The 25,339-nt window shown below is 40.2% G+C and carries 28 protein-coding genes; 13 read left to right on the plus strand and 15 right to left on the minus strand.

The window, feature by feature from the left end:
• Positions 1-78 precede the first annotated feature (78 nt).
• The 4 genes from B9Y87_RS10575 (at position 79) to B9Y87_RS10590 (ending at position 2,997) form a co-directional block, all read left to right on the plus strand.
• A complete protein-coding gene (locus B9Y87_RS10575; protein ID WP_085498854.1) occupies positions 79-1,221 on the plus strand; it encodes an Mrp/NBP35 family ATP-binding protein in 1,143 nt (380 codons plus the stop codon).
• 2 nt (positions 1,222-1,223) lie between these two features.
• Positions 1,224-1,466 (plus strand): NifU family protein, encoded by a 243-nt coding sequence (locus B9Y87_RS10580; protein ID WP_072860500.1) that lies wholly within the window; start codon positions 1,224-1,226, stop codon positions 1,464-1,466.
• Between the two features lie 69 nt (positions 1,467-1,535).
• Positions 1,536-2,594 (plus strand): NAD(P)/FAD-dependent oxidoreductase, encoded by a 1,059-nt coding sequence (locus tag B9Y87_RS10585; protein WP_085498856.1) that lies wholly within the window; start codon positions 1,536-1,538, stop codon positions 2,592-2,594.
• 70 nt (positions 2,595-2,664) lie between these two features.
• Complete coding sequence (locus B9Y87_RS10590) at positions 2,665-2,997, plus strand: 2Fe-2S iron-sulfur cluster-binding family protein (protein WP_085498858.1); 333 nt, start codon at positions 2,665-2,667, stop codon at positions 2,995-2,997.
• Positions 2,998-3,139: 142 nt separating this feature from the next.
• On the opposite strand, the gene B9Y87_RS10595 is transcribed toward B9Y87_RS10590, so the two are convergent.
• The 5 genes from B9Y87_RS10595 to B9Y87_RS10615 all read right to left on the minus strand — a co-directional run bounded on the left by B9Y87_RS10595 (position 3,140) and on the right by B9Y87_RS10615 (position 8,779).
• On the minus strand, positions 3,140-4,876 hold the full coding sequence (locus tag B9Y87_RS10595; RefSeq protein WP_085498860.1) for an ABC transporter ATP-binding protein: 1,737 nt from the start codon (positions 4,874-4,876) through the stop codon (positions 3,140-3,142).
• 171 nt (positions 4,877-5,047) lie between these two features.
• On the minus strand, positions 5,048-5,809 hold the full coding sequence (locus B9Y87_RS10600) for an SGNH/GDSL hydrolase family protein (protein ID WP_245808691.1): 762 nt from the start codon (positions 5,807-5,809) through the stop codon (positions 5,048-5,050).
• 268 nt (positions 5,810-6,077) lie between these two features.
• On the minus strand, positions 6,078-6,719 hold the full coding sequence (locus B9Y87_RS10605) for a hypothetical protein (RefSeq protein WP_085499241.1): 642 nt from the start codon (positions 6,717-6,719) through the stop codon (positions 6,078-6,080).
• 143 nt (positions 6,720-6,862) lie between these two features.
• Positions 6,863-7,237 carry a DUF779 domain-containing protein gene (locus B9Y87_RS10610; RefSeq protein WP_072860495.1) on the minus strand — a complete coding sequence of 125 codons (375 nt, stop codon included), beginning with the start codon at positions 7,235-7,237 and terminating at the stop codon, positions 6,863-6,865.
• Between the two features lie 18 nt (positions 7,238-7,255).
• The gene (locus tag B9Y87_RS10615) at positions 7,256-8,779 is read right to left on the minus strand and encodes an aldehyde dehydrogenase family protein (protein WP_085498863.1); all 1,524 of its coding nucleotides are present in this window, start codon (positions 8,777-8,779) and stop codon (positions 7,256-7,258) included.
• 248 nt (positions 8,780-9,027) lie between these two features.
• On the opposite strand from B9Y87_RS10615, the gene B9Y87_RS10620 reads away from it, so the two are divergent.
• On the plus strand, positions 9,028-9,945 hold the full coding sequence (locus B9Y87_RS10620; RefSeq protein ID WP_085499242.1) for an AraC family transcriptional regulator: 918 nt from the start codon (positions 9,028-9,030) through the stop codon (positions 9,943-9,945).
• A 176-nt stretch (positions 9,946-10,121) separates the two neighbouring features.
• Here B9Y87_RS10620 and B9Y87_RS10625 read toward each other — a convergent pair whose 3' ends face one another.
• From B9Y87_RS10625 to B9Y87_RS10640, 4 genes are all read right to left on the minus strand, one after another.
• Entirely contained in the window at positions 10,122-11,189 is a 1,068-nt protein-coding gene (locus B9Y87_RS10625) for a dipeptidase (RefSeq protein WP_085498864.1), read from the minus strand.
• A 63-nt stretch (positions 11,190-11,252) separates the two neighbouring features.
• On the minus strand, positions 11,253-12,362 hold the full coding sequence (locus tag B9Y87_RS10630) for a D-TA family PLP-dependent enzyme (protein ID WP_085498866.1): 1,110 nt from the start codon (positions 12,360-12,362) through the stop codon (positions 11,253-11,255).
• Positions 12,363-12,381: 19 nt separating this feature from the next.
• On the minus strand, positions 12,382-12,846 hold the full coding sequence (locus B9Y87_RS10635; RefSeq protein ID WP_085498868.1) for a RidA family protein: 465 nt from the start codon (positions 12,844-12,846) through the stop codon (positions 12,382-12,384).
• A 14-nt stretch (positions 12,847-12,860) separates the two neighbouring features.
• Positions 12,861-14,177: a gluconate:H+ symporter gene (locus B9Y87_RS10640; protein ID WP_085499243.1), complete on the minus strand. Its 1,317-nt coding sequence runs from the start codon at positions 14,175-14,177 to the stop codon at positions 12,861-12,863.
• A 546-nt stretch (positions 14,178-14,723) separates the two neighbouring features.
• Between B9Y87_RS10640 and B9Y87_RS10645 the strand changes: the two genes are divergently transcribed.
• Genes B9Y87_RS10645 through B9Y87_RS10655 form a run of 3 tightly spaced genes read left to right on the plus strand, consistent with a single transcriptional unit; the run spans position 14,724 to position 16,659 of the window.
• Positions 14,724-15,479: a slipin family protein gene (locus tag B9Y87_RS10645; protein ID WP_085498870.1), complete on the plus strand. Its 756-nt coding sequence runs from the start codon at positions 14,724-14,726 to the stop codon at positions 15,477-15,479.
• Between the two features lie 60 nt (positions 15,480-15,539).
• Entirely contained in the window at positions 15,540-16,103 is a 564-nt protein-coding gene (locus B9Y87_RS10650; protein WP_085498872.1) for a DNA-3-methyladenine glycosylase I, read from the plus strand.
• A complete protein-coding gene (locus tag B9Y87_RS10655; RefSeq protein WP_085498874.1) occupies positions 16,093-16,659 on the plus strand; it encodes a hypothetical protein in 567 nt (188 codons plus the stop codon). Before B9Y87_RS10650 ends, B9Y87_RS10655 begins: the two co-directional genes overlap by 11 nt.
• 23 nt (positions 16,660-16,682) lie before the next feature.
• On the opposite strand, the gene aat is transcribed toward B9Y87_RS10655, so the two are convergent.
• From aat to B9Y87_RS10670, 3 genes are all read right to left on the minus strand, one after another.
• Positions 16,683-17,318, minus strand: a complete 636-nt coding sequence (aat, locus tag B9Y87_RS10660; RefSeq protein WP_085498875.1) for a leucyl/phenylalanyl-tRNA--protein transferase — start codon at positions 17,316-17,318, stop codon at positions 16,683-16,685.
• A 135-nt stretch (positions 17,319-17,453) separates the two neighbouring features.
• Entirely contained in the window at positions 17,454-17,831 is a 378-nt protein-coding gene (locus B9Y87_RS10665; RefSeq protein ID WP_072860486.1) for a DUF3127 domain-containing protein, read from the minus strand.
• A 186-nt stretch (positions 17,832-18,017) separates the two neighbouring features.
• Positions 18,018-18,899, minus strand: coding sequence for a flavin reductase family protein (locus B9Y87_RS10670; RefSeq protein WP_085499244.1), 882 nt, complete (start codon positions 18,897-18,899; stop codon positions 18,018-18,020).
• A gap of 118 nt (positions 18,900-19,017) precedes the next feature.
• On the opposite strand from B9Y87_RS10670, the gene B9Y87_RS10675 reads away from it, so the two are divergent.
• Positions 19,018-20,166 carry a sensor histidine kinase gene (locus B9Y87_RS10675; protein ID WP_085498878.1) on the plus strand — a complete coding sequence of 383 codons (1,149 nt, stop codon included), beginning with the start codon at positions 19,018-19,020 and terminating at the stop codon, positions 20,164-20,166.
• A gap of 4 nt (positions 20,167-20,170) precedes the next feature.
• The gene (locus B9Y87_RS10680) at positions 20,171-20,521 is read left to right on the plus strand and encodes a hypothetical protein (RefSeq protein WP_085498880.1); all 351 of its coding nucleotides are present in this window, start codon (positions 20,171-20,173) and stop codon (positions 20,519-20,521) included.
• Here the strand turns inward: B9Y87_RS10680 and B9Y87_RS10685 are convergent.
• Both B9Y87_RS10685 and greA read right to left on the minus strand, forming a co-directional pair.
• Complete coding sequence (locus B9Y87_RS10685) at positions 20,514-20,906, minus strand: HIT family protein (protein WP_085498882.1); 393 nt, start codon at positions 20,904-20,906, stop codon at positions 20,514-20,516. The two genes, B9Y87_RS10680 and B9Y87_RS10685, sit on opposite strands and share 8 nt — an antisense overlap.
• A gap of 177 nt (positions 20,907-21,083) precedes the next feature.
• Complete coding sequence (greA, locus tag B9Y87_RS10690) at positions 21,084-21,557, minus strand: transcription elongation factor GreA (protein WP_085498884.1); 474 nt, start codon at positions 21,555-21,557, stop codon at positions 21,084-21,086.
• Between the two features lie 111 nt (positions 21,558-21,668).
• Here greA and B9Y87_RS10695 point away from each other — a divergent pair, with 111 nt between their 5' ends.
• Positions 21,669-22,106: a Rieske (2Fe-2S) protein gene (locus B9Y87_RS10695; protein WP_085498886.1), complete on the plus strand. Its 438-nt coding sequence runs from the start codon at positions 21,669-21,671 to the stop codon at positions 22,104-22,106.
• Between the two features lie 6 nt (positions 22,107-22,112).
• On the opposite strand, the gene B9Y87_RS10700 is transcribed toward B9Y87_RS10695, so the two are convergent.
• A complete protein-coding gene (locus B9Y87_RS10700) occupies positions 22,113-23,102 on the minus strand; it encodes a Gfo/Idh/MocA family protein (RefSeq protein ID WP_085498888.1) in 990 nt (329 codons plus the stop codon).
• A gap of 455 nt (positions 23,103-23,557) precedes the next feature.
• Here B9Y87_RS10700 and B9Y87_RS10705 point away from each other — a divergent pair, with 455 nt between their 5' ends.
• The gene (locus B9Y87_RS10705) at positions 23,558-24,154 is read left to right on the plus strand and encodes a 3-keto-disaccharide hydrolase (protein ID WP_085498890.1); all 597 of its coding nucleotides are present in this window, start codon (positions 23,558-23,560) and stop codon (positions 24,152-24,154) included.
• A 54-nt stretch (positions 24,155-24,208) separates the two neighbouring features.
• On the plus strand, positions 24,209-25,303 hold the full coding sequence (locus tag B9Y87_RS10710) for a DUF6807 domain-containing protein (RefSeq protein ID WP_217807509.1): 1,095 nt from the start codon (positions 24,209-24,211) through the stop codon (positions 25,301-25,303).
• The last annotated feature ends 36 nt before the right edge of the window (positions 25,304-25,339 follow it).

A 25,339-nucleotide genomic window follows, 5' to 3' on the forward strand; every position in this document is an offset into this window, starting at 1 on the left:
CTTCCTAATCTCGCTCCTAAGCCCTATCTTTGTAATTTAGAATCAGTTTTAATAATGACTGAATAAGAATGGTTTAGGATGAAATTAGACAAGAAAGACATACTTAAAGCCCTAGAAAACATCACTGTCCCAGGAGAAGGACAGAATATGGTAGAAAGTGGCGCGGTTAAAAATATTATGGTTTTTGGAGACGAGGTAGTTGTTGATATTACCATTTCCAACCCAAGTTTACAGGCACGAAAGAAAACCGAGGTGGAGATTTTGAAGGTGATACACGACAAGGTGTACAACAAGGCCAAGATAACCGTGAACGTAAAAGTTGATGCTCCCGCTGCCAAGCCCAAAACCAATGAGATAAAAGGGAAACCCATTCCAGGCATTAAAAATATTATTGCTGTTGCTTCTGGAAAAGGAGGGGTAGGAAAGTCAACGGTCACAGCAAATTTGGCCGTCACCTTAGCCAAAATGGGATTTAAGGTGGGACTATTGGATGCGGACATTTATGGTCCTTCCATGCCCATCATGTTCGATGTTGCCCAAGAAAAACCCTTGGCAGTAAATATTGAAGGAAAATCCAAAATGAAGCCCATAGAAAATTATGGCGTAAAACTCCTATCCATTGGTTTTTTCACCCAACCCAATCAGGCGGTAATCTGGAGGGGTCCCATGGCTGCCAAAGCGCTCAACCAAATGATTTTTGATGCCCATTGGGGTGAGTTGGACTTTATGTTGCTGGATCTTCCTCCTGGAACGGGGGATATACATTTAAGCATTATGCAATCCTTACCAATTACAGGTGCAGTGGTAGTAAGCACGCCACAGGAAGTAGCCTTGGCAGATGCCCGTAAAGGTGTGGCCATGTTCCAACAAGATTCCATTAATGTACCGGTGCTGGGAATCGTAGAAAATATGGCGTATTTTACACCAGAAGAATTGCCCAACAACAAATATTATATTTTTGGAAAAGAAGGTGCCAAGCATTTGTCAGAAGATTTAAATGTTCCTTTTTTGGGAGAGATACCTTTGGTACAAAGCATTAGGGAGGCAGGTGATGTAGGAAGGCCGGCGGCACTGCAAACTGCAACGGCAATTGAAACCGCCTTTGAGGAACTTACTAAAAATGTAGTTCGGGAAGTGGTGGATAGAAACAAAAGCTTACCTCCAACGGAGGCTATTAAAATAACTACAATGGCAGGTTGTTCGGCTGTTAAAAAGAAGTAATTATGACATCTATTGAACTTAAAAACAACGTTGAAAAGGCATTGGAGGAAATCCGTCCTTTTTTGCAAAGTGATGGAGGGGATATTTCCCTAATTTCCATAGACAATGATAATTCGGTCAAGGTAAAATTGGAAGGGGCCTGTGTAGGCTGTTCGGTAAACCAAATGACCCTGAAAAGTGGCGTGGAAATGACCATAAAAAAATATGCCCCACAAATTCAAGAGGTCATAAATGTGGTTCAGTAACCTGACTATTATCATAATCCAATCCTAATTCCTTTTATAGTTTTGTAGCTATTTTAAGTTCTTTTTTCCATGATTAAAACAGATATTCTGATTATAGGTGCAGGCCCAACCGGTCTTTTTGCGGTTTTTGAAGCAGGCCTGTTGCAGCTGAAATGCCATCTAATAGACGCCTTGCCACAGGCAGGTGGCCAATGTTCCGAAATATATCCAAAAAAGCCTATTTACGATATCCCGGGATTCCCAGAAGTACTGGCAGGTGATCTGGTCAATAACCTTATGGAGCAGATAAAAGCCTTCCAACCAGGATTTACTTTAGGGGAGCGGGCAAATACTATTGAAAAATTGGAAGACGGCACCTTTTTGGTAACCACCAATAAGGGCACCAAGCACAATGCCCCAATCGTGGCCATTGCTGGAGGCCTTGGCAGTTTTGAACCAAGAAAACCCTTAATAGACAAAATAAAGGATTATGAAGACAAGGGTGTGGCCTATTTTATAAAGGATCCAGAAGTTTATCGCAATAAAAAAGTTCTGATTGCCGGCGGAGGCGATTCTGCCCTGGACTGGAGTATCTTTTTGGCCGATGTTGCCTCGGAAGTAACCTTGGTACACAGAAGAAATGAGTTTAGAGGTGCTTTGGATTCTGTTGAGAAGGTACAATCCTTAAAAAATCTTGGAAAAATAAACCTTATTACCCCCGCCGAAGTGGTGGGCCTAAAGGGATCCGGTAAATTAGAGGCCGTGGTGATCAACAAAACCGGCGATGAGGACGAAGAAATCACCAAGGATATAGATTATTTCATCCCCTTGTTCGGGTTATCGCCCAAGCTGGGGCCTATAGCGGATTGGGGATTGGAAATTGAAAAGAATGCCATAAAGGTGGATACTTTCGATTACCAGACCAATATTCCTGGTATTTATGCCATTGGGGACGTAAATACCTATCCCGGAAAACTAAAATTGATCCTTTGCGGTTTTCACGAGGCAACCCTGATGTGCCAAAGTGCCTATCAACGTATTTTCCCGGACAAAAAATATGTGATGAAATATACCACCGTTGGCGGTGTATCCGGGTTTGATGGAAGTAAAAAGGAAGCCCCTAAAGCCGTAGTGAAGTCCATTGATTAAAAAAAACAACCAAATCCTAAAGTAAATCCCTTAAATTTGCTGGCTATTAGCAAAAAAGAATATTTCTGGCATGAGCGATGATGTTAAAATAAAAATTAAGGACAGGGATGGGGTTATACACGAGGTAGATGCACCCACGGATATGAATATGAACCTTATGGAGATAGTTCGTTCCTACGAACTTGCCCCCGAAGGAACCATTGGGATATGTGGCGGTATGGCCATGTGCGCTTCTTGCCAATGCTACATAGAGTCCGACCACCAATTGCCCGAGATGTCCGATGATGAGGACGCCATGCTTGCCGAAGCCTTCCATGTAAAGGATAACAGCCGCCTAGGCTGCCAAATCCATATCACTGAGGATTTGGAAGGCTTGGAAGTGGAGTTGGCCCCTGAGAGCTAATAATCATAGTTTACATAAATCTTCAAGATTATTGTACACTATATTTGCCCCAGCCTATGATTAAAAGTATTGTAGCGCGGTGGGCAGTTAACTTTAAATACCCAAAAATATCAGCACAGGTTTCAAATATTTAATATAGAAATTAAATCCTCGCCTGATAGGTAAATAGGTTATAGTATCGTCCTTCTTTGGCTATTAGTTCATCATGAGTGCCCTTTTCCGCAATCCTACCATCTTCTATTACAAGAATCTGGTTGGCTTTCCTTATGGTACTCAATCTGTGGGCAATGACAAAAGTAGTCCTTCCTGCGGTTAGGGTGGCCAAACTTTTTTGAATCAGGGCCTCACTTTCCGTATCCAAATTGGAAGTAGCTTCGTCCAATATCAAAATTTTTGGATTGGCCAGAACGGCTCTGGCTATAGCAATACGTTGCCGCTGTCCGCCAGAAAGCTTCACTCCGCGTTCCCCAATTAGAGTGTCCAACCCTTTTTCAAACCTATCGGTGAATTCATCCACATAAGCGGCCTTAACGGCTTTTATCAATTCATTCTCCGTTGCATTGGGCCTGGGGAACATTATATTTTCCCTAATGGTACCCTCAAACAAAAATTCGTCTTGCAGAACAACTCCTAAATTCCGACGATAACTGCTCAAATCAACTTTGGAAAGATCCTGGCCATCTACGGTAATGGTCCCGGAAAGCGGGTTTAAAAAAGTAGCCGCCAAACCGGCTATGGTAGATTTTCCTGAACCGGAGCTACCCACTAGGGCTACCACATTGCCCGACTTTACTTCAAAACTAACATTGTGCAATACATCCTTATCCTCCTCATAGGCAAAAGAAACATCATTAAAGGCTATATCTCCCTTGATGCTTTCCAGAACAATTGTTCTTTCCTCTTCATTGGCCTCCGGGGTCATATTCATGAGTTCTTCCGTACGGTCCAGTCCTGCAAGTGCCTCTGTAAGCTGACTCCCTATATTGCTCATTTGTACAATAGGTGCAATCATGATACCCAAAACAAAGGTAAAGGACAAGAAATCCCCAAGGCTCAAGCCTTCGTACATTATTTTATACCCACCAATCCCCATAATTCCTGTAGTGGCAATTCCTATAAGAAAAGTGGATGAACTGGTCATAAAAGCCGTTGCCGTTAGGCTCTTTTTTACATTTTGAAACAACAACTCCACTCCATTCTCAAAAACCTTTGTTTCCTGTTCCTCTGCATTGAAACCTTTAATGACCCTAATTCCACTCAGGGTTTCTGTTAGCCTCCCGGTAACCTCGGCATTTATTTTTCCCCTATTTCTAAAAATAGGCCTGATAATCTTAAAGGCCTTTAAGGCTATAAAGGCAAAAATGGCCAAAGGAATAAAGGTAAAGAAGGTCATAGACGGACTAATCCACAACATGTAAACCAAGGCACCTATTGCCGTTATACTTCCTCCTACCAATTGGACCAACCCTGTACCGATAAGGTTTCTTACCCCCTCCACGTCCGACATTATGCGTGAGACCAAAGCCCCTGATTTTGCATTATCGAAAAAACGGATGGGCAGTGAGAGCACTTTCTTCTGTACCTGTGCCCTTAGCTCGGAAATAAGGTATTGTGCCTGTACACTCAAAATTTTTGTCAACAAAAAGGAGGTTACGGCCCTTACCAAAATGGACAGTATTACCAAACCGACCAATATTTTGAGCATGGTCATATCCTTGTTTGGAATTACATCGTCCATAAAATATTTTAGGGAGATTGGTCCCACAAAATTTGCAGCATTGCTTATAACGATCAGGAACAGCCCTATAAAAACCAAATTACGCCGTGGCCAAATTATTGTTTTAAATGCGGTAAGAATACTAACTTTTTTATCGGACATTAGAAATTATATTTTGATCGAGGGGTTTTACAAGGTATAAAAGTAAGTAAAGTTATTGGTAGGCAAACCATCAAACTTCCTTCGGTACTGCTTAATTATAGCCTACAGCCATCCTTAAAAATGGGAAAATTTCCTAAGACTTCATCGCAAATTTAATTTAATGGAATAGTCCTAATCAAAAATAGGAAGTACTACGGGGTATAATTCATCTACAAATCGCTTATAGGCCTCCCCTGAAGGATGAAGGCCATCCCCTGCTACTAAATCAGGATTGGTCAATCCATGTCGTGTTATGTCCGTAATATATACAAAAGGAACTCCGTTCTGCAAAGCTGTAGCCTTTGCAAAGGCATTGTATTCATCAATTTCTTGGGAAATTTTATCGGTATTTCTACCAGCCGCAAAAGGGGTATAGGCATAATCTGGAATGGAAATAACAACAACATTTTTAGGGTTGCCGTAAGCCAAGTCAATAGCCCGTTGCAGAAGTAGGGGAAACTCCTTGGTATATATACTAAATCTTTTACCTTGGTATTGGTTATTGACCCCTATCAAAAGGGTTACCAAGTCATAGCTAGGCAACAAGGTTCCTCTGTTGATGGCATCCAATAAATTATCTGTGCGCCATCCTGTAACGGCAATAATTTCGGTATTGACAGTTACTTTTAATGCCTGCTCCAATCTATCCTTTAATTGGTTTGGAAAGCTTTCTGCACTGGTAACGCTTGCACCAATGGTATAACTATCCCCCAAGGCCAAATAATTATAGGTCCCCGATTCATTTAAATGTGGTCCGGCCGATTCATTGGTAATGTTCGTAGTAGGCCCTGTTTCCAAAATATTGTCCACGGAAGGTTCCATAGAGGACAACTCCCTTTCTTGGGAACATCCAAAGAAAACAATGCCAATGACAAATAACAATGATAACCGCATCAAAAGTGTTTCATATAATGTACGAAAGAAAGGGTTAAGAGGTTTACTCCTATTAAAAAAAGATCAAATATAAAACTAACTAAACCACCGCTGTTACCTTAATAATTAAAATTTGGTAAACTTGTCGCAATAGCGCTTGTGAATTACTTATTTCTTCTAGAATTTCGAAGCAATTTTAAAGAATAAGGGATTAGGATAAGCAATAGGTTTATAATCAATAGATAGTAATATCCTTTCATTTTGGTCCGTGTTTATGTTACTTATTGAGTTATTCCTTTATAATAATTATGGTGGCCTTGGACCCTGTAGATAGATTCCACATATTGGAATGTATCAATTTACCTTCATCATCATAAACATTTACTTGGGCCGTATTGGGACCTGACGTACCTTGGTTAAGAGCCTCAAAATCAATTCTATTAAAGCCCTTCTGCAAATCTAAGTTAATTCCCTTAAAGGAACCTGTTAAAAAAATATTGGGTTCCACCACCTTATCGTTTAGCAATATTCTAACCCTGTCCCCATCTACATATTCATGGTCTCGGCAAACAATACCTACAAATTTCCCATTGCTTTTAATATCGCCCAAATACATATTCCCAAAAAACGTAGAAGAGCCCTCTTTTTCCTTTTCACCAACTTTTGGGTCTATTTTTAAACCATAGCCTGCCTGCACCAATTCCCTGTCCGGAAGCATCTTCACATTTCTGGCGGTAAGGGAATCCCTAAGGTTGGTAGTAGGTTTCAAGGTAATTATGGACGGCATTTTTAAAGCAGTACCCTGATTTGGGTTTTCGTTGATTCCTCTGTCCCCCTCTATTTTTAGAGGATTGGTGGTAGGGAGGTCTGTTTGGGACATACCCAACTGCGAAAATAGAAATAGAACGAAAAATAAAAATACTATTCTCATATGGCCATTTAAGGTACCTATCAGTTGCAAAAATATCAAATACCTTGCCATGTGTGGCTAAAATGGTGTTAAATTCGCATGATAACAAAAAACCGGTTTAAGGGCGAGCTTAAACCGGCATTGATAATCCAGGGGGAAATCCCCTAATTCTTGACTGTATCTACGGGACCCATTTGAAGAAGTTCGTCCTCTGTAAATAAACGGGACTTAATAACAAAGCGCAATCCCAGTGGTATTTCCAAGGAAAAACTGGAGCCCCGGCCTTTGGTGACATCTATGGTCAATTGGGTATGTTTCCAATATTCAAATTGATCCTTTGACATGTAGAAGGGACAATTTGCAATATCTCCCAGATACACATCGGTTTCATTAAGCATTAATTCCCCTTTTGGAAAACACATAGGCGAAGACCCATCACAACAACCACCAGACTGATGGAACATGAGCTCCCCATGTTGGGACTTTAGCTGTTCCAATACCTGCCGTGCATTTTCGGAAATCAATACCCTCTTGACCATATTATATTGCTTTAATTCTTAAAAGAATCCCAGAGCTTTTTTGTCGTAGGAAATAAGCATATTTTTAGTTTGCCTATAGTGGTTCAACATCATTTTATGGGTTTCCCTACCAATTCCGGACTTTTTGTACCCACCAAATGGAGCATGTGCCGGATAGGTATGATAGCTATTTACCCATACGCGACCGGCTTTAATGGCCCTTGCTACCTTATAAGCCTGGTGGGTGTCCCTTGTCCATACTCCGGCTCCCAGTCCATATAAAGTGTCATTGGCTATCTCAATGGCCTCTGCCTCATCCTTAAAGGTTGTTAGGCATACAACAGGACCAAAGATCTCTTCCTGAAAGACCCTCATTTTATTGTTTCCTTTTAAAATGGTAGGCTGAATATAGTAGCCCCCTTCCAAACCTTCATTATAGGCGGCACTACCACCCGTAAGCACTTCACAGCCTTCCTCTTTCCCTATTTTGATATAGTTCAGGATTTTTTCATATTGATCATTGGAAGCCTGGGCACCCATCATGGTTTCAGGATCCAGCGGATGTCCCAACTTTATTTTATTGGTACGGGCTACGACCCGCTCAATAAATTTCTCATAAATACTTTCCTGTACCAAAATACGAGATGGAGAGGTACAAACTTCGCCCTGATTGAAGGCAAACATTGCGGCTCCCTCCAAACATTTGTCGAAGAATTCATCATCCGCCTCCATAATACTTTCAAAAAATACATTGGGCGATTTGCCCCCCAGTTCCAAAGTAACAGGGATTATGTTTTTGGAGGCATACTGCATAATCAACTGCCCTGTAGTAGTCTCACCTGTAAATGCAATCTTATTAATCCTTGGGTTGGAAGCCAAAGGTTTGCCTGCCTCAATACCAAATCCGTTCACCACGTTAAGGACTCCTGCGGGCAATACATTTTCTATAAGTTCCATTAGTACAAGAATGCCTACTGGCGTTTGTTCCGCTGGTTTTAAAACTACACAGTTTCCAGCAGCCAGTGCAGGTGCCACCTTCCAAGCTGCCATTAGCAGTGGAAAATTCCAAGGAATAATTTGCCCAACTACCCCTAACGGCTCTGGAATATTTAACGAAACGGTATTGGCATCTAGTTCACTTGCAGTGCCTTCCTCGGCCCTTATAACTCCAGCAAAATAACGAAAATGGTCTATGGCCAATGGCAGATCGGCTGCCATGGTTTCCCTGATGGGCTTCCCATTATCCCAAGTTTCGGCGCGTGCCAGGACCTCCAGGTTTTGCTCCATGATATCCGCTATCTTTAACAGTAAATTGCTCCTGGAAGTCGCTGAGGAATTGTTCCATTCCGGTGCTGCTGCCCATGCGGCATCCAACGCCAGCTCAATATCTTCTGCGGTAGAACGTGCTATTTTGGTAAAACTATTGCCGTCCACAGGTGAAATATTGTCAAAATACTCCCCTCTGGTGGGCGACACCCATTTTCCCCCAATAAAGTTTTCATACTGACTTTTAAATACTGGTCTTTCAACCCTATTCTGTGTTGTGGTCTTTACATCTCCCATGATCGTATATTTTTAATTAATATTAAATTTCATTTTGCCAATCGCTATTGGCTGAGCCATATCACAAGTGTAAGTGGCTTGTTTTCAAATGTATGAAGCGTTTTTGTTAAAATTCTGACCCATCCTATCAATAACATGAACTATCCTATCAATAATTGTTTATATCTTAATTTGAGGTGATAAATTTTGTATTTTTATCAAAATATCCTAGTTGAATTATAATAAATGACAATTTAAATATGTCCGGAATGCAGCTGTCCAACGCTTACTTTAATAATAGGAGATTGGAAACTTTGGTAGAGAATCAAACTACCTATACGTTGAACAATGCTGCCATGCACGTTTTTGAAACCCATCAACAGGCAGAACAGATAATGCTCCAGTTTGACCAACCCGTCCTGGCAAGTATGCTAAGTGGCAAGAAAATTATGCACCTTAGGGACCATGAGTCATTTAACTTCTTACCCGGTGAGTCGCTCATACTGCCATCCAAAGAAATAATGTGTATCGATTTCCCCGAAGCAAAGGCCAGCAACCCTACCCGTTGCCTAGCCATGGCCATTTCTGAAGATAAAATAAAGCAGATGTTGCAGGTAATGAATGAAACCATGCCCAAATTGGATGGCAAGGAATGGGCTTTAATGGATTATAATTTTCATTTCACCAATGATATTGGTCTCTATCAGATTTTACAGCGATTACTCTTTCTTTTCACAGAAAACCATCCTTCCAAGGACCTTTTTGTGGACAATATGTTAAGCGAATTGATCGTGCGGATCTTACAGAGCAATGAGCGAAAAATATATACTGAAAAAACGCTGGAGATCAATAACAGCAGTAGGTTAGGGTATATAGTCTCCTTTATTAGGGAAAACATATATCAGCCACTAAGCATAGAAACATTGAGCAAAAAGGCCCATATGAGCGAATCCCACTTTTACAGGGTCTTTAAAAATGAACTTGGTATTTCTCCTGTAGAATTTATTAATAATGAACGAATTAAATTGGCCGTAAGCCTTTTGCAGGATCCGAAACGCACCATAAAAGAAGTTTTTATGGAATGTGGATTTGAAAGCAGGTCCTATTTTAACCGGGTATTCAAGAGAAAGAAAAATGTATCCCCTGGTGAATATCAAGCCAATGTAGTTCGGGAAAAGAGATATTAAATTAGGCAAATAAAAGGTATTAAACCTCAGGGCAAGTCCTGAACCCAATAATAGGAATCGACCCAAAGGTTGAGGTATTGAACCTAGATCCCGCCGAAAAAGGCGGGATTAGTTCACCTTTCAATTTTCAGTGCGTCTTACTGACTTCTCAAAATTGAGTTTCACTAATAAACCAATCAGTTACCCCATACCTTTCTTAGAAACCGAATAAAATTTTTACTCATTATATTTTCAACATCCGTTTCCGAATAACCTTTTCCCAATAGTAGGCCAGGTATCTTCTGAAGGTCTGCAATCGTATTTAGGTCGGCTGGACATTGCTCTTTACCAAAGCCTCCATCCAGATCGGTCCCTATACCAACGTGCAAGGAATTTCCGGCCAACTGGCAAACATGGTCTATGTTGTTGATCATCTGGGTCAAGGTTACATCCATTCCTTTTGGGGTTGAAATTCCCCTAACCCAATTGGGGACCATCATCCATGCGTCCAAGGCTATCCCTATAACTCCTTCCCTACCAATAAGTTCCATTAATTGTTCGTCAGAAAACTGCCTGTTGTGATCCACAAATTTTCGACAATTGTTGTGGCTTGCCCAGACCGGACCTTGGTATACCTTCATGGTTTCCCAAAAACTTACATCACATAAATGGGTAACATCAAGAATTAAGTTTAACCGCTCTATCTCTTTTAATAGTTCCCTACCTTTATGGCCAATGCCCCCTACCGAATCCGTACCATGTGCATAAGTGCCAGGCCCATAATGCGCTGGCCCAATGGCCCTAAGTCCTTGTTCATAGGAACGCTCCAAATGCTTTAGGGTTATTATGGAATCTGCCCCTTCCAAACTAAGGATATAACCAATTGGATTTTTATCCAAACCATTTTCCCATAGCTTCAAATGTGCATTTAATTGTTCCGTATTCCTAATTTGGACCATTTCCCCAATATCTTCCATAGCCCTATACCAAGCCAACTGTCCCTGAGTCTGTGCCCAGGCCTGGTAAGGAGAGTTCCATCCGGGCAAGGGGTTGTCCTTCTTTACATATCTTGCTATTTGGGTAGCTACACACAATCCTATATTCCCATTGCGCATAGCATTAAAAGACACCGTATTATTGGCCCTATCGGGTTTATCGGTCATGCCCTTTTCACTTTCCCTAATATTGGCCACAGTCCTTGTTAGGTCCCTGTTCCATTCCATGGCATTCATAGCTAGATCCAAATGGGCATCAAATACAAACATATTTTTAAATTTATCCCAACTGAAGGCCCAACCAATAATTATTGATCCTTTTAAAGGAGAAGTTTATATTTTTATTTTAAGGTTTCTTGCGGCTACCTGCCACGCACCGCTTAAGCAGCCATCAACTACTGTTAGGACTTCCTTATATTTGGCAACAGTTGGGCAAATATGTACCGGAATGGCATAGGCCACGTCCCCCACTGTAAACATTTCATCATTGGGGCATTGCACCATCAAATGCTCTTCACTCTGCCCTATTTGGGAACAAACTTCGCCTTCCAGCAACAGTACCCTTGGAAAATTCATCTCTGAAGCCAGGTGTTTATGTCCCAAATCGAAACATACCAAATTTGAGTTTGGCTTACTGATTACCCTGGTCAATAAAACAGCGGCAGGTAAAAATTCCATATCCTTATAGGAGGTAGCATAACCAGCATCCCATAAAAGTGTTGTTCCCGGGCTAGTTTCCACCCCTTCGCGCTTTAAATGAATGGGAAAAGTTGGCGAACCACCGGCCACAATGGTGGGAATAAGAAAACCCTGATTCTCCAAGGATTTTTTCAAATCCAAAACCACTTCAAATTCTTCATTGCATTTTTGCTCTCTTTCAAACAGGTCTTTATCACGAATATGTCCGTCGTATACGTGCAATCCTGCAGCCTTCAAATTAGGGTCTTCATAAATTTTTTTATACAACTCCGCAGCCTTGGCATTGGGCAGAATACCGGATCTATTCATCCCACTATTTATATCCAACCAAAGTGGCACACGAATGCCTTTTTCCTTGGCAGTTTTAGCAATTTTTTCAACAATTTGGGCGTCATCAACAATTGTAGAAAATATACTATTGGGGAATTCCGCAATCAATCTAAAGAATCGGTTTATATTGGGGCCCACAGGTTGTAAGGCAAGTAGTATATCCGCTGCACCGCAATTTCCCAAGAGTTCGGCCTCGGCAATGGTAGCACACTTAAATTTTTGGATACCTCTATTTAACTGTAGTTGAACAATCTCTGCGGTTTTATGTGTTTTTATATGTGGCCTTAGGTTTTGGGTACCACCGGCCATGGCTATCATGGTGCTTATGTTTTTTTCTATCCGATCCGGATAAACCATAAGTGCCGGGGAAATTATATCCCCTAAGTTCTTAATTTTATACCACTCCTTGTTCATTACAGCATTGGGTTTTACATCAATAAAGCTCAAACATCGCCTCAACCTCAACGGGAATATTATCGGGTAGCATCATCCCAACAGCGCTGCGTACACCAATGCCATTTTCCTTTCCAAATACATCGGCCATCAATTCACTAAAGCCATTTATTACAAAGGGTTGTTTTCCAAAATCTGGTGTGGAATTTACCATCCCCAGGACCTTTACTACCCGTTTTATTTTATCCAAGCTTCCAAAATGTGTCATGATGGTGGAAAGCATAGTAAGTCCAACCTGTCGAGCCGCCAATTTGGCCTCATCGGCATTCATATCAAAACCTGCAATCCCGATCATTAAAGATCCATCGTTTTGAACTGGACCCTGGCCTGAAACATATAAAAACTTATCTACTACCAAAATAGGCCTATACACCCCTGCCGGTTTTGGGGCAGGAGGAAAAACCAATCCTAATTCCTTAATTTTTTCTATGGGTGAACTACTCATAATTGATTCTTTAATTAAACAAATAAACTCAAAATCATAACTCCTATCAATCCCATTACGCCCACGGTGGTTTCCATAACCGTCCATGTTTTTAAAGTATCCTTAATGGAAAGGTTAAAATATTCCTTGAACAACCAGAACCCTCCATCGTTTACATGCGAAAGCATTAAACTGCCGGAGCCTATAGCGAGCACCATTAATTCCGGACTCACCCCTGTAGCGCCTATTAGTGGCATAACTATACCTGCAGTGGTAAGCCCGGCAACCGTTGCAGAACCCACACAGACCCTAATAACCGTTGCCACAAACCAGGCCAACAATAATGGTGAAACACTGGAGTCCTTAAGACTATCGGCTATGTACAAACTTACCCCACTGTCTATTAATACCTCCTTTAGTGCCCCTGCTCCCGCGATAATGAGAAGCACCATGGTAATCCCGGAAATTGAGCTGGACATAGAACCCATAATATCGGCCATACGTTTACCCCTGGCCAAGCCCAAGGTATAAATGGCCACTAATACAGAAATCAACATTGCAATTACTGGATTTCCCAGAAAGTTTACAAAAGGCATAAATGCATAATCCTTAGGAAAAAACAGATCGGCTATAGTGGAAAACATGATTAAAATAATAGGAAGAAGGGCAGTAAAAATACTGATGTTTATCCCCGGCATTTCCTCTTCTGTTAAAACGGTAGGGTTTACAAAATCCTTTAGGGGAGTGGCATTGACATTTTTAATGGTGCGCGAAAACCATGGTCCGGCCACCGTAATGGCCGGAATGGCTATGATAATTCCGTATAAAAGTGTTTTTCCCATATCGGCATTGAACATGGCGGTAATGGCGGTTGGGGCAGGGTGAGGAGGGAGATAGCCATGTGTTACCGACAAGGAGGCTATCATGGGCAGGCCCACATACAAAAGTGGTAATCCTGTTGAGGCGGTAATAGTAAAAATCAAGGGTATCAATATTACAAAACCAACCTCATAGAACAATGGAATACCCACAATGAATCCGGTCAGTACTAAGGCCCATTGAATATTTTTAATCCCAAATTTGGCCACCAACTTGGTGGTTATCTGTTGGGCTGCCCCGCTATCTGCAACCAGCTTGCCCAACATGGCTCCCAATCCCAAAATCATTACCAAGAATCCAAGGGTATTGCCTATTCCGTGCTCAATGGATTTTACCACCTGGTCCAAGTCCATTCCTTCCGCGATTCCCACGGCCAGCGATACAATTATAAATGCTATAAATGCATTAAGTTTAAATTTTGCAATGAGCAAGAAGAGCAGAAATAACCCTAGAACAACAATAAGTAGTGGCATAGTACTGGTTTGGTATTTGGTTGAATACAATTCTTAAATATACTATATCAACCAAAAACTTAATATCCTTTTTAAGAATAAATTAAAATTTATACAAAAAACATGCACATACAAAGATTATCCATCATTTTTCCATAGACGAATATTATAGTAACAGCTTCAAGATAAGTAAAAGGTTTTAAACCTCAGGGCAAGCCCTGAACCCAATAGTAGGAATCGACACATGGGGAAAGGTATTGAACCTAGATCCCGCCGAAAAAGGCGGAATTAGTTCAACTTGCAATTTTAAGTGCGTCTTACTGACTTCTCAAAATAAAGTTTCACCAATAAATAATCTTTGCCATTATATAAATCAATTTAAGCTGACTTTTATTTTTGGCTGCTTTGAAATTTTCGTAACTTTAAGTGTATCTGCGCTTTACAGAATTGGAGTTTTATAATTCTATTCTGATGTTGAAAAATGGACCATTGTAAAATGCAACTAGTTTTCGTTTCCGTCCAAATAATATTTTAATAGTTTACTTCAAATTTTATAACGCAATTATCATGGCACCACCTTTCATTTTCAGCATAATGCTCATACTATTCCTATTGGCAGGAATACGAGTAGTCTTCGAATACAAAAGAGCATTAAAATTTAGGTTTGGCAAGTATGTAAAGACCTTACAACCCGGTTTCAGGTGGATTATTCCCATTGTAGAGTCCATTCAGGTAGTGGATATACGCGTTATCACCATCAATATTGTTTCGCAAGAGGTAATGACCGAGGACAATGTTCCCTGCAGTATTGACGGTGTCGTCTTCTTTAAAATAAACGATCCTGAAAAGGCCGTTTTGGAAGTAGAAGAATACCGTTTTGCCATTACCCAATTGGCCCAAGCCGCTTTGAGGGATGTTTGTGGAAAGGTGGAACTGGATACCATCCTGTCCAAACGAGAGGAAATGGGTAAAAATATCAAGGCCATAGTTGAACTGGAAACCAAAGAGTGGGGAATTGAAATTATCGACGTAAAAATTAAGGACATTCAATTACCGGAAAACATGAAGCGTATGATGGCCAACCAAGCAGAAGCGGAAAGGTCCAGAAGGGCTCGAATTATCTTGGCCGTTGCGGAAGAACAGGCCGCAGGTAAATTATTGGAAGCTGGAAAATTAATAGATCAATCGCCTTCCGCCATAAAACTAAGGCTTTATCAAACCCTATCCAATATAGCGGCAGAAAAAAATTCCACCATCCTATTTCCCTTCCCGGAAGAAGTTTTACCACGAAACCCCGTAAAAAAAACCAAAAACAAAAAGTAGATAAATCCCATTATTAAAATCAAGGTTTCTTTATCTTTAAACAAAGTTTGAATATTAAAAATGGAAAAACATAGATGTGGCTGGTGTAAGGGCGATGCACTTTATGAAAAGTACCACGATGAAGAATGGGGCGTACCCCTAAAGGACGATGACCTACTGTTCGAATTTTTGATTTTGGAAACCTTCCAGGCGGGATTAAGCTGGATTACCATCTTGAGAAAAAGGGAAAATTTTAGACAGGCCTTTGATCATTTTGATTATCACAAAATAGCTAAATACGGGGAATCAAAAATTGAATCCTTGTTGCAGGATGCCGGGATTATTAGGAACAAACTCAAGATAAGGGCCACTGTTACCAACGCCCATGCCTATATTGCCGTTCAAAAGGAATTTGGAAGTTTTAGTAATTATATCTGGGAATTTGTCAATGGCCAGCCCATTAAGAACAATCATAAGGATTATAAAAAAGCCCCGGCACATACCCCATTGTCCGACATTATAAGTAAAGATTTAAAAAAGCGGGGTTTCAAATTTGTGGGAAGCACCGTAATTTACGCCCATATGCAGGCCACCGGCATGGTCAATGACCACGAAATAAACTGTTTTAGATATAATGAAGTATAGCTATGTAACCTTAATGCTATTATTGCTGCTCGGCCCAAATTGCTATTCCCAAGCAAAGTTGGAACGGGAACACCGTATTCAAAAATCGCAATTTCCTTCTATTAACATGGACCATTTGCCCATGGAGAACACCAAAAACATAAGGTATTATAGAGAGATTGACACCTCCAAAATTACCTATACCTTAAAATTCAGGAAAGGAAAAATGCATTACCATTTAGATTACAACGAAAAGGGAACTCTTCAAAATACGGGATTTATAGTAAAGGAAATTGATATCCCCACGGATACCTATGCCCAGATACGTTCCGTATTGAATGCGAATTTCGAAAAAATAAAAATTAAATATATCCAACAGCGCTATTTGGGGTCCTCCGAGAATGTCCTAAAAAACACCTTTCAAAATCTAATGTTGCCCAGTAATACTTACAAAGTAATGTTTCGCGGTAAAAAGGTGGATCAAAGGGAAGATTATTTTGCCATATTTAATGCGGAGGGATATTTGATTAAAACCACAACGGCCTTACCGGCCAATTACGATCGTGTGCTATATTGAAGTCATGTAAAGGCATACGAAAGCTACTCTTTTAAAATTGCCATAAATTGTTTTCTGGGGATTTCTTCAGCTCCAAGACTTTCCAAGTGCGCCGTGTACACCTGACAATCTATAAGTTTATACTTCTTCTGCTGCAACTCCTTGGCCAGGCATATAAAAGCAAATTTGGATGCATTACTTGTACTACTGAACATGCTTTCTCCACAAAATACATTTCCAAGGTCTATTCCATATAACCCTCCTACCAAAAGGTCGTTTTCCCATACTTCAATGGACTTTGCAATTCCCATTTGATGCAATTTTAAGTAGGCACTTTTCATTTCTGGGGTAATCCAGGTTCCATGCTGGCCTTTTCGTATTACTGCTGAACAGGCATTGATTACTTTTTCAAATTCGGTATTCCAAGTAATCCTAAACTTATTGGATTTCATAACTTGGGCCATACTTTTCGAAATCTTCACCTTCTCGGGAAACAAAACCATTCGAGGATCGGGACTCCACCAAAGTATCATGGAATCTTCATTAAACCAAGGAAATATCCCATTCTTATAAGCCAAAAGCAATCGCTCAGGGGACAAATCCCCGCCTACGGCCAATAATCCGTCTTCATCGGCTTTTTCTACATCCGGAAACAACAAGCGATGATTAAGGAGAAACATTTTGAAGTTAATTAATGGTCCCTAAAATTAAGAAAACCTATTCGGTTACAAACTGAATAGGTTTTCTTATTATTTGAAATTACACCTTCTATAAAAAAAGACATAATTCTGCTTCATAAAATTTTTGCCCACTAATTAAAAAGGCAAATCGTCATGATCATCGTCATTTATATTGTCCGCTGGTTCAAAAGCATCCATTGGAGGCACAGGAGGCATCCCTGGAGCATTTGCCTCATCCTGTAAACTTTCTATTCTCCAACCTTGGATGGAATTAAAATATTTGGTCTCCCCCTGCGGGTTTACCCATTCCCTTCCTCTTAGGTTAATACTAATTTTGACAGCTTGACCAACTCCAAAATTATTTAAAAGGTCGCATTTATCCTGTACAAATTCTACCATAATATGTTGTGGATACTGCTCCTCCGTAGTCACCACTACTTCCCTCTTTCTAAATCCGTTGCTCCCAAATGTTTGGGTCTCACCTACCATTTTAATTTTCCCTTGTACTTCCATTTTGCTATTTATATAATTCTACTTTGTATTCTTTTTTTGTCAATATTAAGCATTTTGATCAGGAACACCTAAAACAAAATATCGCATCTTAGTTTTTAGGGGATCAGCCCTTAAGATAATGCCAAGCATTATCTTATCTTATTTCAATCCAAAGAAAGTAATCCTATAGACCCCATGATGATACTTCTATGCAGGTATCTTAGCCAATAAAACCTTCCATGCAGAGAGCACATCCTTATTTTTTAGCAACTCCTGGGCCTTAGTATGGAGTAAAGCTTCATCACCTGCACTCAATATGGATCTTAAATCCACATTATCATCAACGTACCGCATCACTTCTTCCGGGGTTGGCAATTTTTCTACATTTCCCAACATTCCCAAATCATTACCGGTAAGGACATTGCTCAACTTAATATGTTCAGGAATTTGGTCAACGCCAATCCCCAAATTGGAAACTGGTTTGGGCACTTCGAACAATCCCATGTTGGCCCTGCTGTACCAGTTGCCCCCCATCCTCGCCACTTGATCTATTTTATATTGATCAATGGTTCCATTTTCATCCAAAATATCGGCATCTACATGTATTTTCAACACTTCTGAAAAGATTAGGTTACCTGCACCGCCCTCCTTTCCCAATGGCTCTACCTTAACTACCTTGCACTCAAACTGCACCGGGGATTCCGCCACCCTATAAGGCTTCACCAAATCTGAAGCCAACATGGTTAATCCGGATTTGATAAATTCATTCTCGCCCTGCCCATACTCCGTGCTTGCCAGGGACATTTGTTGCACCATATTATAATTCACTACATTAATGACCACCTCCATATTGTTTAGCACGTTCTCCAAGGTGTGTTTTGTGCTATTATCCCTCACCCTACGGGAAGGAGAAAATATTAAAATAGGCGGATTGGAACTAAAGACATTAAAAAAACTAAAAGGTGATAAATTAGGCCTATTCCTACCATCAATGGTACTGGCAAAAGCAATGGGTCTTGGTCCAATGGCACCCAACAAATACCCATGCAATCTAGCTGTAGGCACTTCTGAGGCAGTGATGGAAACCATTTTTTTCATAGCGGGTAAAGGTACATAAAATGTAGGCAAAATGAAATAAAGTGGTAGATATCAAAATAGAATATCTTTGTCCAAATTGCGTTATCTTTAAGTATAATTTTATAGTTGGATGGATTTTAGTCCTAAAAAGAAAACTTCGAACCTTCTGTTATTAATAGCTTCCTTTGCTATTGTGAGCCTAATACTGTGGAACACCAACAGTTTTTTCAAGAAGTTTAAGGAAGAAGAACGCCATAAAATGGAAATTTGGGCCACGGCACAATCTGAATTTTTGTCACTTCCCGTTGACGCCGACCCCGGAAATCTGCATATCAAAATCTTTCAGAACAACACTTCCACTCCCATGATACTGGTCAATAAGGACAGTACCATAAAGGTGAACAATATGCCCGGAATCCAGAAAACGGACACTGCTTTTATCCACGGAAAAATCAACAAATTTAAGGCGGAAAACAAACCTATCTCCATTGAGTACAAGGGAGAAAACCTGGCCACCCTATATTATGGAAATTCCGAGGTACTCACCAAGTTAAAGTACTACCCCATTGCCCTTTTGTTGATCATCTTCCTCTTTGGCACGGTAATCTATTTCTTGTTCAAGACCAATAAAACATCCGAGCAGAATAAACTTTGGGCCGGGATGGCCAAAGAAACAGCCCACCAAATAGGAACTCCCCTTTCCTCGCTGCTAGGCTGGAACGAACTATTGAGGGCCGAAAATATTAATCCAGAAATTACCAAGGAAATTGAAAAGGATATTAGCCGATTGGAAACCATAACGGAACGTTTTTCAAAAATTGGCTCCCTACCCATCCTCAACGAGTACGATATTGTTGAAGAAACAAAAAGTGCATTTGATTACTTAAAATTAAGGAGTTCCAAACTCATTCATTTTTCATTTAATTCACAAGTGGACCATGTACCAGTGCTTTTAAACAGGGCTTTGTACAACTGGACCATTGAAAACTTGGTAAAGAACGGTATAGATGCCATGAGGGGCAAAGGCAGTATTGCCATTGAAATAGTACCCAATGGAAATTGGGTAAAGGTCTTAATTTCAGACACAGGCAGCGGTATACCAAAAAAGAATTTTCAGACGATATTTAATCCAGGGGTCACTTCTAAAAAAAGGGGATGGGGTCTAGGCCTTTCCTTGGTAAAAAGAATTGTGGAAGAATACCACAAAGGCAAAATTAAAGTACTGACCTCCACAAAGGACGGTACCATAATGCAAATTACATTTAAAGTTAAAAATTAAGGTGATGGCAAAGGAGAAATTAGTTGTAATTAAGGAGGCGGATTTAACGAACAATTGTCCCGAATGCTTTAATCAGGAATTAAAGTTGACCTTTTATCAAAGGCATACCTATGGCAAACTTTATGACAGGACCACTAAGGATATCACCCATGAAATTAAATGCAAAAAATGCAATTCCATGATCTATCCGGTAACCTGGACAGAGGATATAGAACGCGTATATGATTACTACCAAAAAATGATTGCACCGGACCGCGTCTCCATACGATTTACCACACTGTTTTATGTTTTAACACTTTTGCTTATAATCGTTGTTGCCGCTGGGGTTTATATTGTCGTGGAAGGGATTATTTAATATTGGACTTGATTTTATCCGCTATCTCCGTAAAATCCTTAGGCGTCAGTTTAGCCTTATGCTGAAAAGTGGCATCCCTCATTCCATTTAACGGAATTAAATGTACGTGTACATGGGGAACCTCGAGGCCAATTACGGTTAGCCCTACCCTATTACACGGCACACTAGCTTCTATGGCCAAGCCTATTTTCCTGGAAAAGGCCATAAGCCCCAAATAAGTTTCCTCGTCCAGGTCCAAAAGTTTGTCCACCTCTTTTTTAGGGACACATAGGGTATGCCCAGGGGCATTGGGATTAATATCCAAAAAGGCATAATAATTATCGTCCTCGGCAATTTTATAGGACGGAATCTCACCGTTTATAATTCTAGTAAATATTGATGACATATTGCTGATCTTAAATCAAAATAAAAGATAGTACAAATATCTTAAAACCCACCTTTAAACAGCTATTTTGTATGATTAAACAGTATTGATATCATTCATGAAAGCCAATACAACTGCCTAAAAAAAAAGGCCTCAATTGAATTCATCAATTGAGGCCCATCATATTTTCAAAACAATCTATCTGGAGATTTCCAAAATTTCAAATTTCAATGTTCCGTTGGGAACGGTGATTTCTGCGGTTTCCCCTACTTTCTTACCCAAAAGTCCCTTACCTATCGGGGAACTCACAGAAATTTTTGCCGTTTTTAGATCAGCTTCACTTTCTGCCACAAGGGTGTATTTCATTTCCATTCCGTTATTTAAGTTTTTCAATTTAACGGTAGACAATACCAACACTTTGGAGGTGTCCAGTTGCGATTCATCTATTAACCTAGCATTGGCCAAAGTCTCTTCCATCTTGGAAATTTTCATCTCCAATAAACCTTGTGCCTCTTTGGCGGCATCATACTCGGCATTTTCAGACAAATCCCCTTTATCCCTAGCTTCACCTATGGCTTGTGAAGCCCTTGGACGCTCAACATCCTTTAGATAATTAAGCTCATCCCTCAATTTTTTTAGCCCCTCTGCTGTATAATAAGATACCTTACTCATAAGTTCTACATTAATTAAATAGGAAAATCCTCTTTTTTTAAAGAGGATTTAAGACAAATATACATAAATTTTGTTCAATTTTGCTTAAGTTATTTAAATAGGCATAGAGGTATGAAACGCATATTGGCAATATTACTTTTCTTTTTTTTATTGTCCTGCGACAAGAACACCACCAATAGAAACCCTTACCTTCAGGAAATTAGCTTTAGGTTTGATCTTAATTTGAACCTACCATCATATAGCGCTTTGACCAATACAGGCAGCGCCGTATACGTGGGAAACGCGGCAGTAGGCACCCGAGGTGCATTTGTCATCAATACAGGATTTAACACCTTCATGGCCTGGGAGGCAAGCTGCCCCAACCATGCCCCAAATGACTGTTCCACCATGTCTTTAAATGGACAATTGGTTACCTGCTCCTGTGAAGGCTATGAATACAGTTTGTTTACCGGACAACTTTTGGAAAGACCGGACGACGGCAAGCGATATCACGACCTACTATTTTACCGTGCCACCTACAGTGGCAATTCCGTAATCATCTCCAATTAGCAACCCTTAGATCTGTCCTAAGATTTTGTCCATTATCCAACTGGTATGCAATCCCGATTTTCCTGTTGAAGGATGCTCCCTGTTTTCCAACAAATGTGCCCGTATGTTTTCCACATGAAACTGCTGCACGTGTTTTGGATGATCAATAAAAAGATTTTGAACTCCATTTTCATTGCTTAGGGTAATTTCCCCTTCATCAAAAACCGGAAAGGATATTTTACCCGTACTTCCAATAATTTCCACCTTATCCACTCTTTCCGAGGTTCCAAAATTCCAACTGCCCTCCCCAGTAACTCCATTTTTGTATATCCAACAAGCCGCAATGGCATCTTTTGCAGTATATAGTCCTTGTTGGTTGGTGCTTACCCCAAAGACATTTTCGATTTCCCCAAGATAAAACGAAAACAAGTCCAACCCATGGCTTGCCAAATCATCAAAATAACCTCCTGGTGCAATTTCACCATCAGTCCTCCAATTGTATGTTTTTTCAAGATCTTCAGCACTTGGGGGCTTGGACAGATGCCATCGGATATGTCTCACGTCCCCAATCTCACCAGTATCCATCCATTCCTTAATTTTTAGAAACCTAGGCAAGGAGCGCCTATAATAAGCTACAAAAAGCGGCAAATTTCTTTCCTTAAAAGCATTGTACATCTCCAGGCTGTCCGCATAGCTTGGAGCCATGGGTTTCTCCACACAACAAGGTTTGCCCACCTTGGCCACCATTAAGGCATACTGTTTATGGGTATCCGGTGGAGTGGCAATATAAACGGCATCTACCTCTGGATCCGATATCAAATCCTCAGCGTTGGAATAAAATTTGGGGACACCATGTCTTTTGGCATAGTCCTCCGCCTTATCTTTATCCCTTCTCATAACAGCTATCAATTGAAAATCTTTGGTCTGCTGATAAGGTGGCCCGCTTTTTACCTCAGTAACCGCTCCACAACCAATTATGCCCCATCGCAGTGGTTTCTTGTAACTAGTATTGTTCATTATATATAATTTAAAGGTTTTGGCTATCTACTTGAGTCACAAAAATAACGGTTATAAAATGAATAAAATACCCCAAAATTTAGGATTCTTCTTAACCCCCTGAAATATTACCCAAATTATTAAAGTTGAAAAGAACAGAAGTGTCCATCTATTTGAATCTTGAAAAATAAAAACTTAATCATCTGATATGCAGCTTAGCTCCTTTCCTTTTTTATTGAAAGACCATGCCCAACTTCACAATTCTTAACTCTTCTTAATGGTATTTTACCAATACCAAACTTATCCTCAAATTTTGGCAATTAAAATTGGAAAATGACATAGTTTTTAAATAGTTTTATAAAAAAACGATACGGTATTAACAATAACTTAATGTACTGCCCATTAATTTAAGAACTGTTTTTATTAATCATTGACCACATTCCTATTTAGAGTATCACCGTTAAAACCTTATATACATGAAAGCTAAAATTATTTGTACGTTTCTTTTGGTTAATTTTATTACGTTAAACATGTTTGCACAAGAGCCTGTACTTAAAAGTGCCTTTAACGGAAAAAATCTCAAAGGATGGATTGTTCCTGAAAACAATATTTGGTGGTCCGTGGAAAACGGCATATTACGTGCCAAAAGCGGACCTGATAAAAAGGGATCTATTTTATGGACCGACAAGGAATATACCGATTTTGTAATTGAAACCGACTTCAGATATGACGAAGGAACGGTAGATACGGGGATTTTCCTCAGAAACGACAAAGAACAGATACAGATGGGTATTTCGGGCTCTTTAAAGCGCGATATGACCGGCTCGCCCTACATTGTAGGAAAAAAGTATCCCGTAGAAGCCCAAAACGTCAAAGACATCCTAAAGCCCAACGACTGGAATACCATAAAAGTGATTGCCATTGCCGGATATTACGAAGTTTGGCTCAACAGCAAACATGTTATGAGCTACACTTCCGACAGTTATGTTAAAACGGGACCTATAGGCTTACAACTACACCCTAACACCGAGATGACCGTTAGCTTCCGAAACATCAAAATTGGAAAAATGTAGTGGAATTATTAGCTCTTGGAACAAATTAATTCAATACAATTTCGATCAACCAGAATGAATACAGCAAATTTACTTCTTAAATCGGGTTTAAGCACTTTTATAGCCCTACTCTTTATGGTATCCTGCAAGCAGGCCAAAGCAGATAAAACAGTGGAGACCAACATACTACCCCTTACGGAAAAAAGAATAAAACTGGTTCGTAACGATCAAGAGAGAAAGGTAGATGTATTTATTGACGGTAATCTTTTTACCTCCTATATCTATCCTAGCAATATTAAAAAACCTGTTCTCTACCCTCTCATTACCCCAAAGGGCACCAAGATTACCAGAAAATATCCTCTGGAACCCTCCACGGGAGAAAGGGTGGACCATCCGCATCACGTAGGTGTCTGGTTTAATTACGGTGATGTAAACGGCTTGGATTTTTGGAACAATTCAGATTCCATTCAGGTTGAAAAGAGAGGAAGTTATGGCACCATTATTCACAAGGAAATATTGGGCGTGGAAGACGGCAATGAGGAAGGTAGCCTAAAAGTAACCATGGATTGGATATCGAACGAAGGAAAGGTGTTGTTAAAGGAAAACACCACTTTTATTTTTAGAGGCGATCACGATAAATATTCCATAGATCGAATCACCAACCTTTCCGCTCCCAACGAAAAAGTACTTTTTAAGGATAACAAGGAAGGTGTTCTGGGCATAAGGGTTACACGCGAATTGGAGCACCCTTCCGACAAGCCCGATATTTTTACCGATTCCAATGGAATTCCTACCGGTGTCCCTGTCCTAAACAATGAAGGCGTAAATGGCAATTACATTAATAGCGAGAATATTGAAGGGAACGACTGTTGGGGAAAAAGATCCAATTGGGTGAATTTAAGATCCACCATTGGTGACGAAAAAATTTCCTTGGCAATATTGGACCATACTGCCAATGCCGGTTATCCTACCTATTGGCATACTCGGGGCTATGGCCTTTTTGCTGCCAATCCCCTAGGACAGGAAGTCTTTAGTGATGGTAAGGAATCCCTGAACCTCACCCTAAACCCAGGAGAGGATGTAACCTTTAAACATCGGATTGTAGTGGCCAGTAAGAATTTGGAAAAGTCCGAACTTGATGCAGAATTTGATAAATTCTCAGGCCAATAAATTGCTACAAGTCCTATTAAATCAAAATCCCAAATT

Source organism: Arenibacter troitsensis (genome assembly GCF_900177645.1).
In the GTDB taxonomy this organism is placed as follows: Bacteria; Bacteroidota; Bacteroidia; order Flavobacteriales; family Flavobacteriaceae; genus Arenibacter; species Arenibacter troitsensis.

Excerpts from the sequence above, each read along its gene's own strand:
- B9Y87_RS10605 (WP_085499241.1), bottom strand. The coding sequence starts at position 6,719 with ATGAGAATAGTATTTTTATTTTTCGTTCTATTTCTATTTTCGCAGTTG.
- greA (WP_085498884.1), bottom strand. The coding sequence starts at position 21,557 with ATGAGTAAGGTATCTTATTATACAGCAGAGGGGCTAAAAAAATTGAGG.
- B9Y87_RS10670 (WP_085499244.1), bottom strand. The coding sequence starts at position 18,899 with ATGGTTTCCATCACTGCCTCAGAAGTGCCTACAGCTAGATTGCATGGG.
- B9Y87_RS10595 (WP_085498860.1), bottom strand. The coding sequence starts at position 4,876 with ATGTCCGATAAAAAAGTTAGTATTCTTACCGCATTTAAAACAATAATT.
- B9Y87_RS10610 (WP_072860495.1), bottom strand. The coding sequence starts at position 7,237 with ATGGTCAAGAGGGTATTGATTTCCGAAAATGCACGGCAGGTATTGGAA.
- B9Y87_RS10580 (WP_072860500.1), top strand. The coding sequence starts at position 1,224 with ATGACATCTATTGAACTTAAAAACAACGTTGAAAAGGCATTGGAGGAA.
- B9Y87_RS10600 (WP_245808691.1), bottom strand. The coding sequence starts at position 5,809 with ATGCGGTTATCATTGTTATTTGTCATTGGCATTGTTTTCTTTGGATGT.
- B9Y87_RS10695 (WP_085498886.1), top strand. The coding sequence starts at position 21,669 with ATGAAACGCATATTGGCAATATTACTTTTCTTTTTTTTATTGTCCTGC.
- B9Y87_RS10645 (WP_085498870.1), top strand. The coding sequence starts at position 14,724 with ATGGCACCACCTTTCATTTTCAGCATAATGCTCATACTATTCCTATTG.
- B9Y87_RS10620 (WP_085499242.1), top strand. The coding sequence starts at position 9,028 with ATGCAGCTGTCCAACGCTTACTTTAATAATAGGAGATTGGAAACTTTG.
- B9Y87_RS10700 (WP_085498888.1), bottom strand. The coding sequence starts at position 23,102 with ATGAACAATACTAGTTACAAGAAACCACTGCGATGGGGCATAATTGGT.
- B9Y87_RS10680 (WP_085498880.1), top strand. The coding sequence starts at position 20,171 with ATGGCAAAGGAGAAATTAGTTGTAATTAAGGAGGCGGATTTAACGAAC.
- B9Y87_RS10625 (WP_085498864.1), bottom strand. The coding sequence starts at position 11,189 with ATGTTTGTATTTGATGCCCATTTGGATCTAGCTATGAATGCCATGGAA.
- B9Y87_RS10590 (WP_085498858.1), top strand. The coding sequence starts at position 2,665 with ATGAGCGATGATGTTAAAATAAAAATTAAGGACAGGGATGGGGTTATA.
- B9Y87_RS10665 (WP_072860486.1), bottom strand. The coding sequence starts at position 17,831 with ATGGAAGTACAAGGGAAAATTAAAATGGTAGGTGAGACCCAAACATTT.
- B9Y87_RS10675 (WP_085498878.1), top strand. The coding sequence starts at position 19,018 with ATGGATTTTAGTCCTAAAAAGAAAACTTCGAACCTTCTGTTATTAATA.
- B9Y87_RS10705 (WP_085498890.1), top strand. The coding sequence starts at position 23,558 with ATGAAAGCTAAAATTATTTGTACGTTTCTTTTGGTTAATTTTATTACG.
- B9Y87_RS10575 (WP_085498854.1), top strand. The coding sequence starts at position 79 with ATGAAATTAGACAAGAAAGACATACTTAAAGCCCTAGAAAACATCACT.
- B9Y87_RS10685 (WP_085498882.1), bottom strand. The coding sequence starts at position 20,906 with ATGTCATCAATATTTACTAGAATTATAAACGGTGAGATTCCGTCCTAT.
- B9Y87_RS10655 (WP_085498874.1), top strand. The coding sequence starts at position 16,093 with ATGAAGTATAGCTATGTAACCTTAATGCTATTATTGCTGCTCGGCCCA.
- B9Y87_RS10710 (WP_217807509.1), top strand. The coding sequence starts at position 24,209 with ATGAATACAGCAAATTTACTTCTTAAATCGGGTTTAAGCACTTTTATA.
- B9Y87_RS10615 (WP_085498863.1), bottom strand. The coding sequence starts at position 8,779 with ATGGGAGATGTAAAGACCACAACACAGAATAGGGTTGAAAGACCAGTA.
- aat (WP_085498875.1), bottom strand. The coding sequence starts at position 17,318 with ATGTTTCTCCTTAATCATCGCTTGTTGTTTCCGGATGTAGAAAAAGCC.
- B9Y87_RS10640 (WP_085499243.1), bottom strand. The coding sequence starts at position 14,177 with ATGCCACTACTTATTGTTGTTCTAGGGTTATTTCTGCTCTTCTTGCTC.
- B9Y87_RS10650 (WP_085498872.1), top strand. The coding sequence starts at position 15,540 with ATGGAAAAACATAGATGTGGCTGGTGTAAGGGCGATGCACTTTATGAA.
- B9Y87_RS10635 (WP_085498868.1), bottom strand. The coding sequence starts at position 12,846 with ATGAGTAGTTCACCCATAGAAAAAATTAAGGAATTAGGATTGGTTTTT.
- B9Y87_RS10630 (WP_085498866.1), bottom strand. The coding sequence starts at position 12,362 with ATGAACAAGGAGTGGTATAAAATTAAGAACTTAGGGGATATAATTTCC.
- B9Y87_RS10585 (WP_085498856.1), top strand. The coding sequence starts at position 1,536 with ATGATTAAAACAGATATTCTGATTATAGGTGCAGGCCCAACCGGTCTT.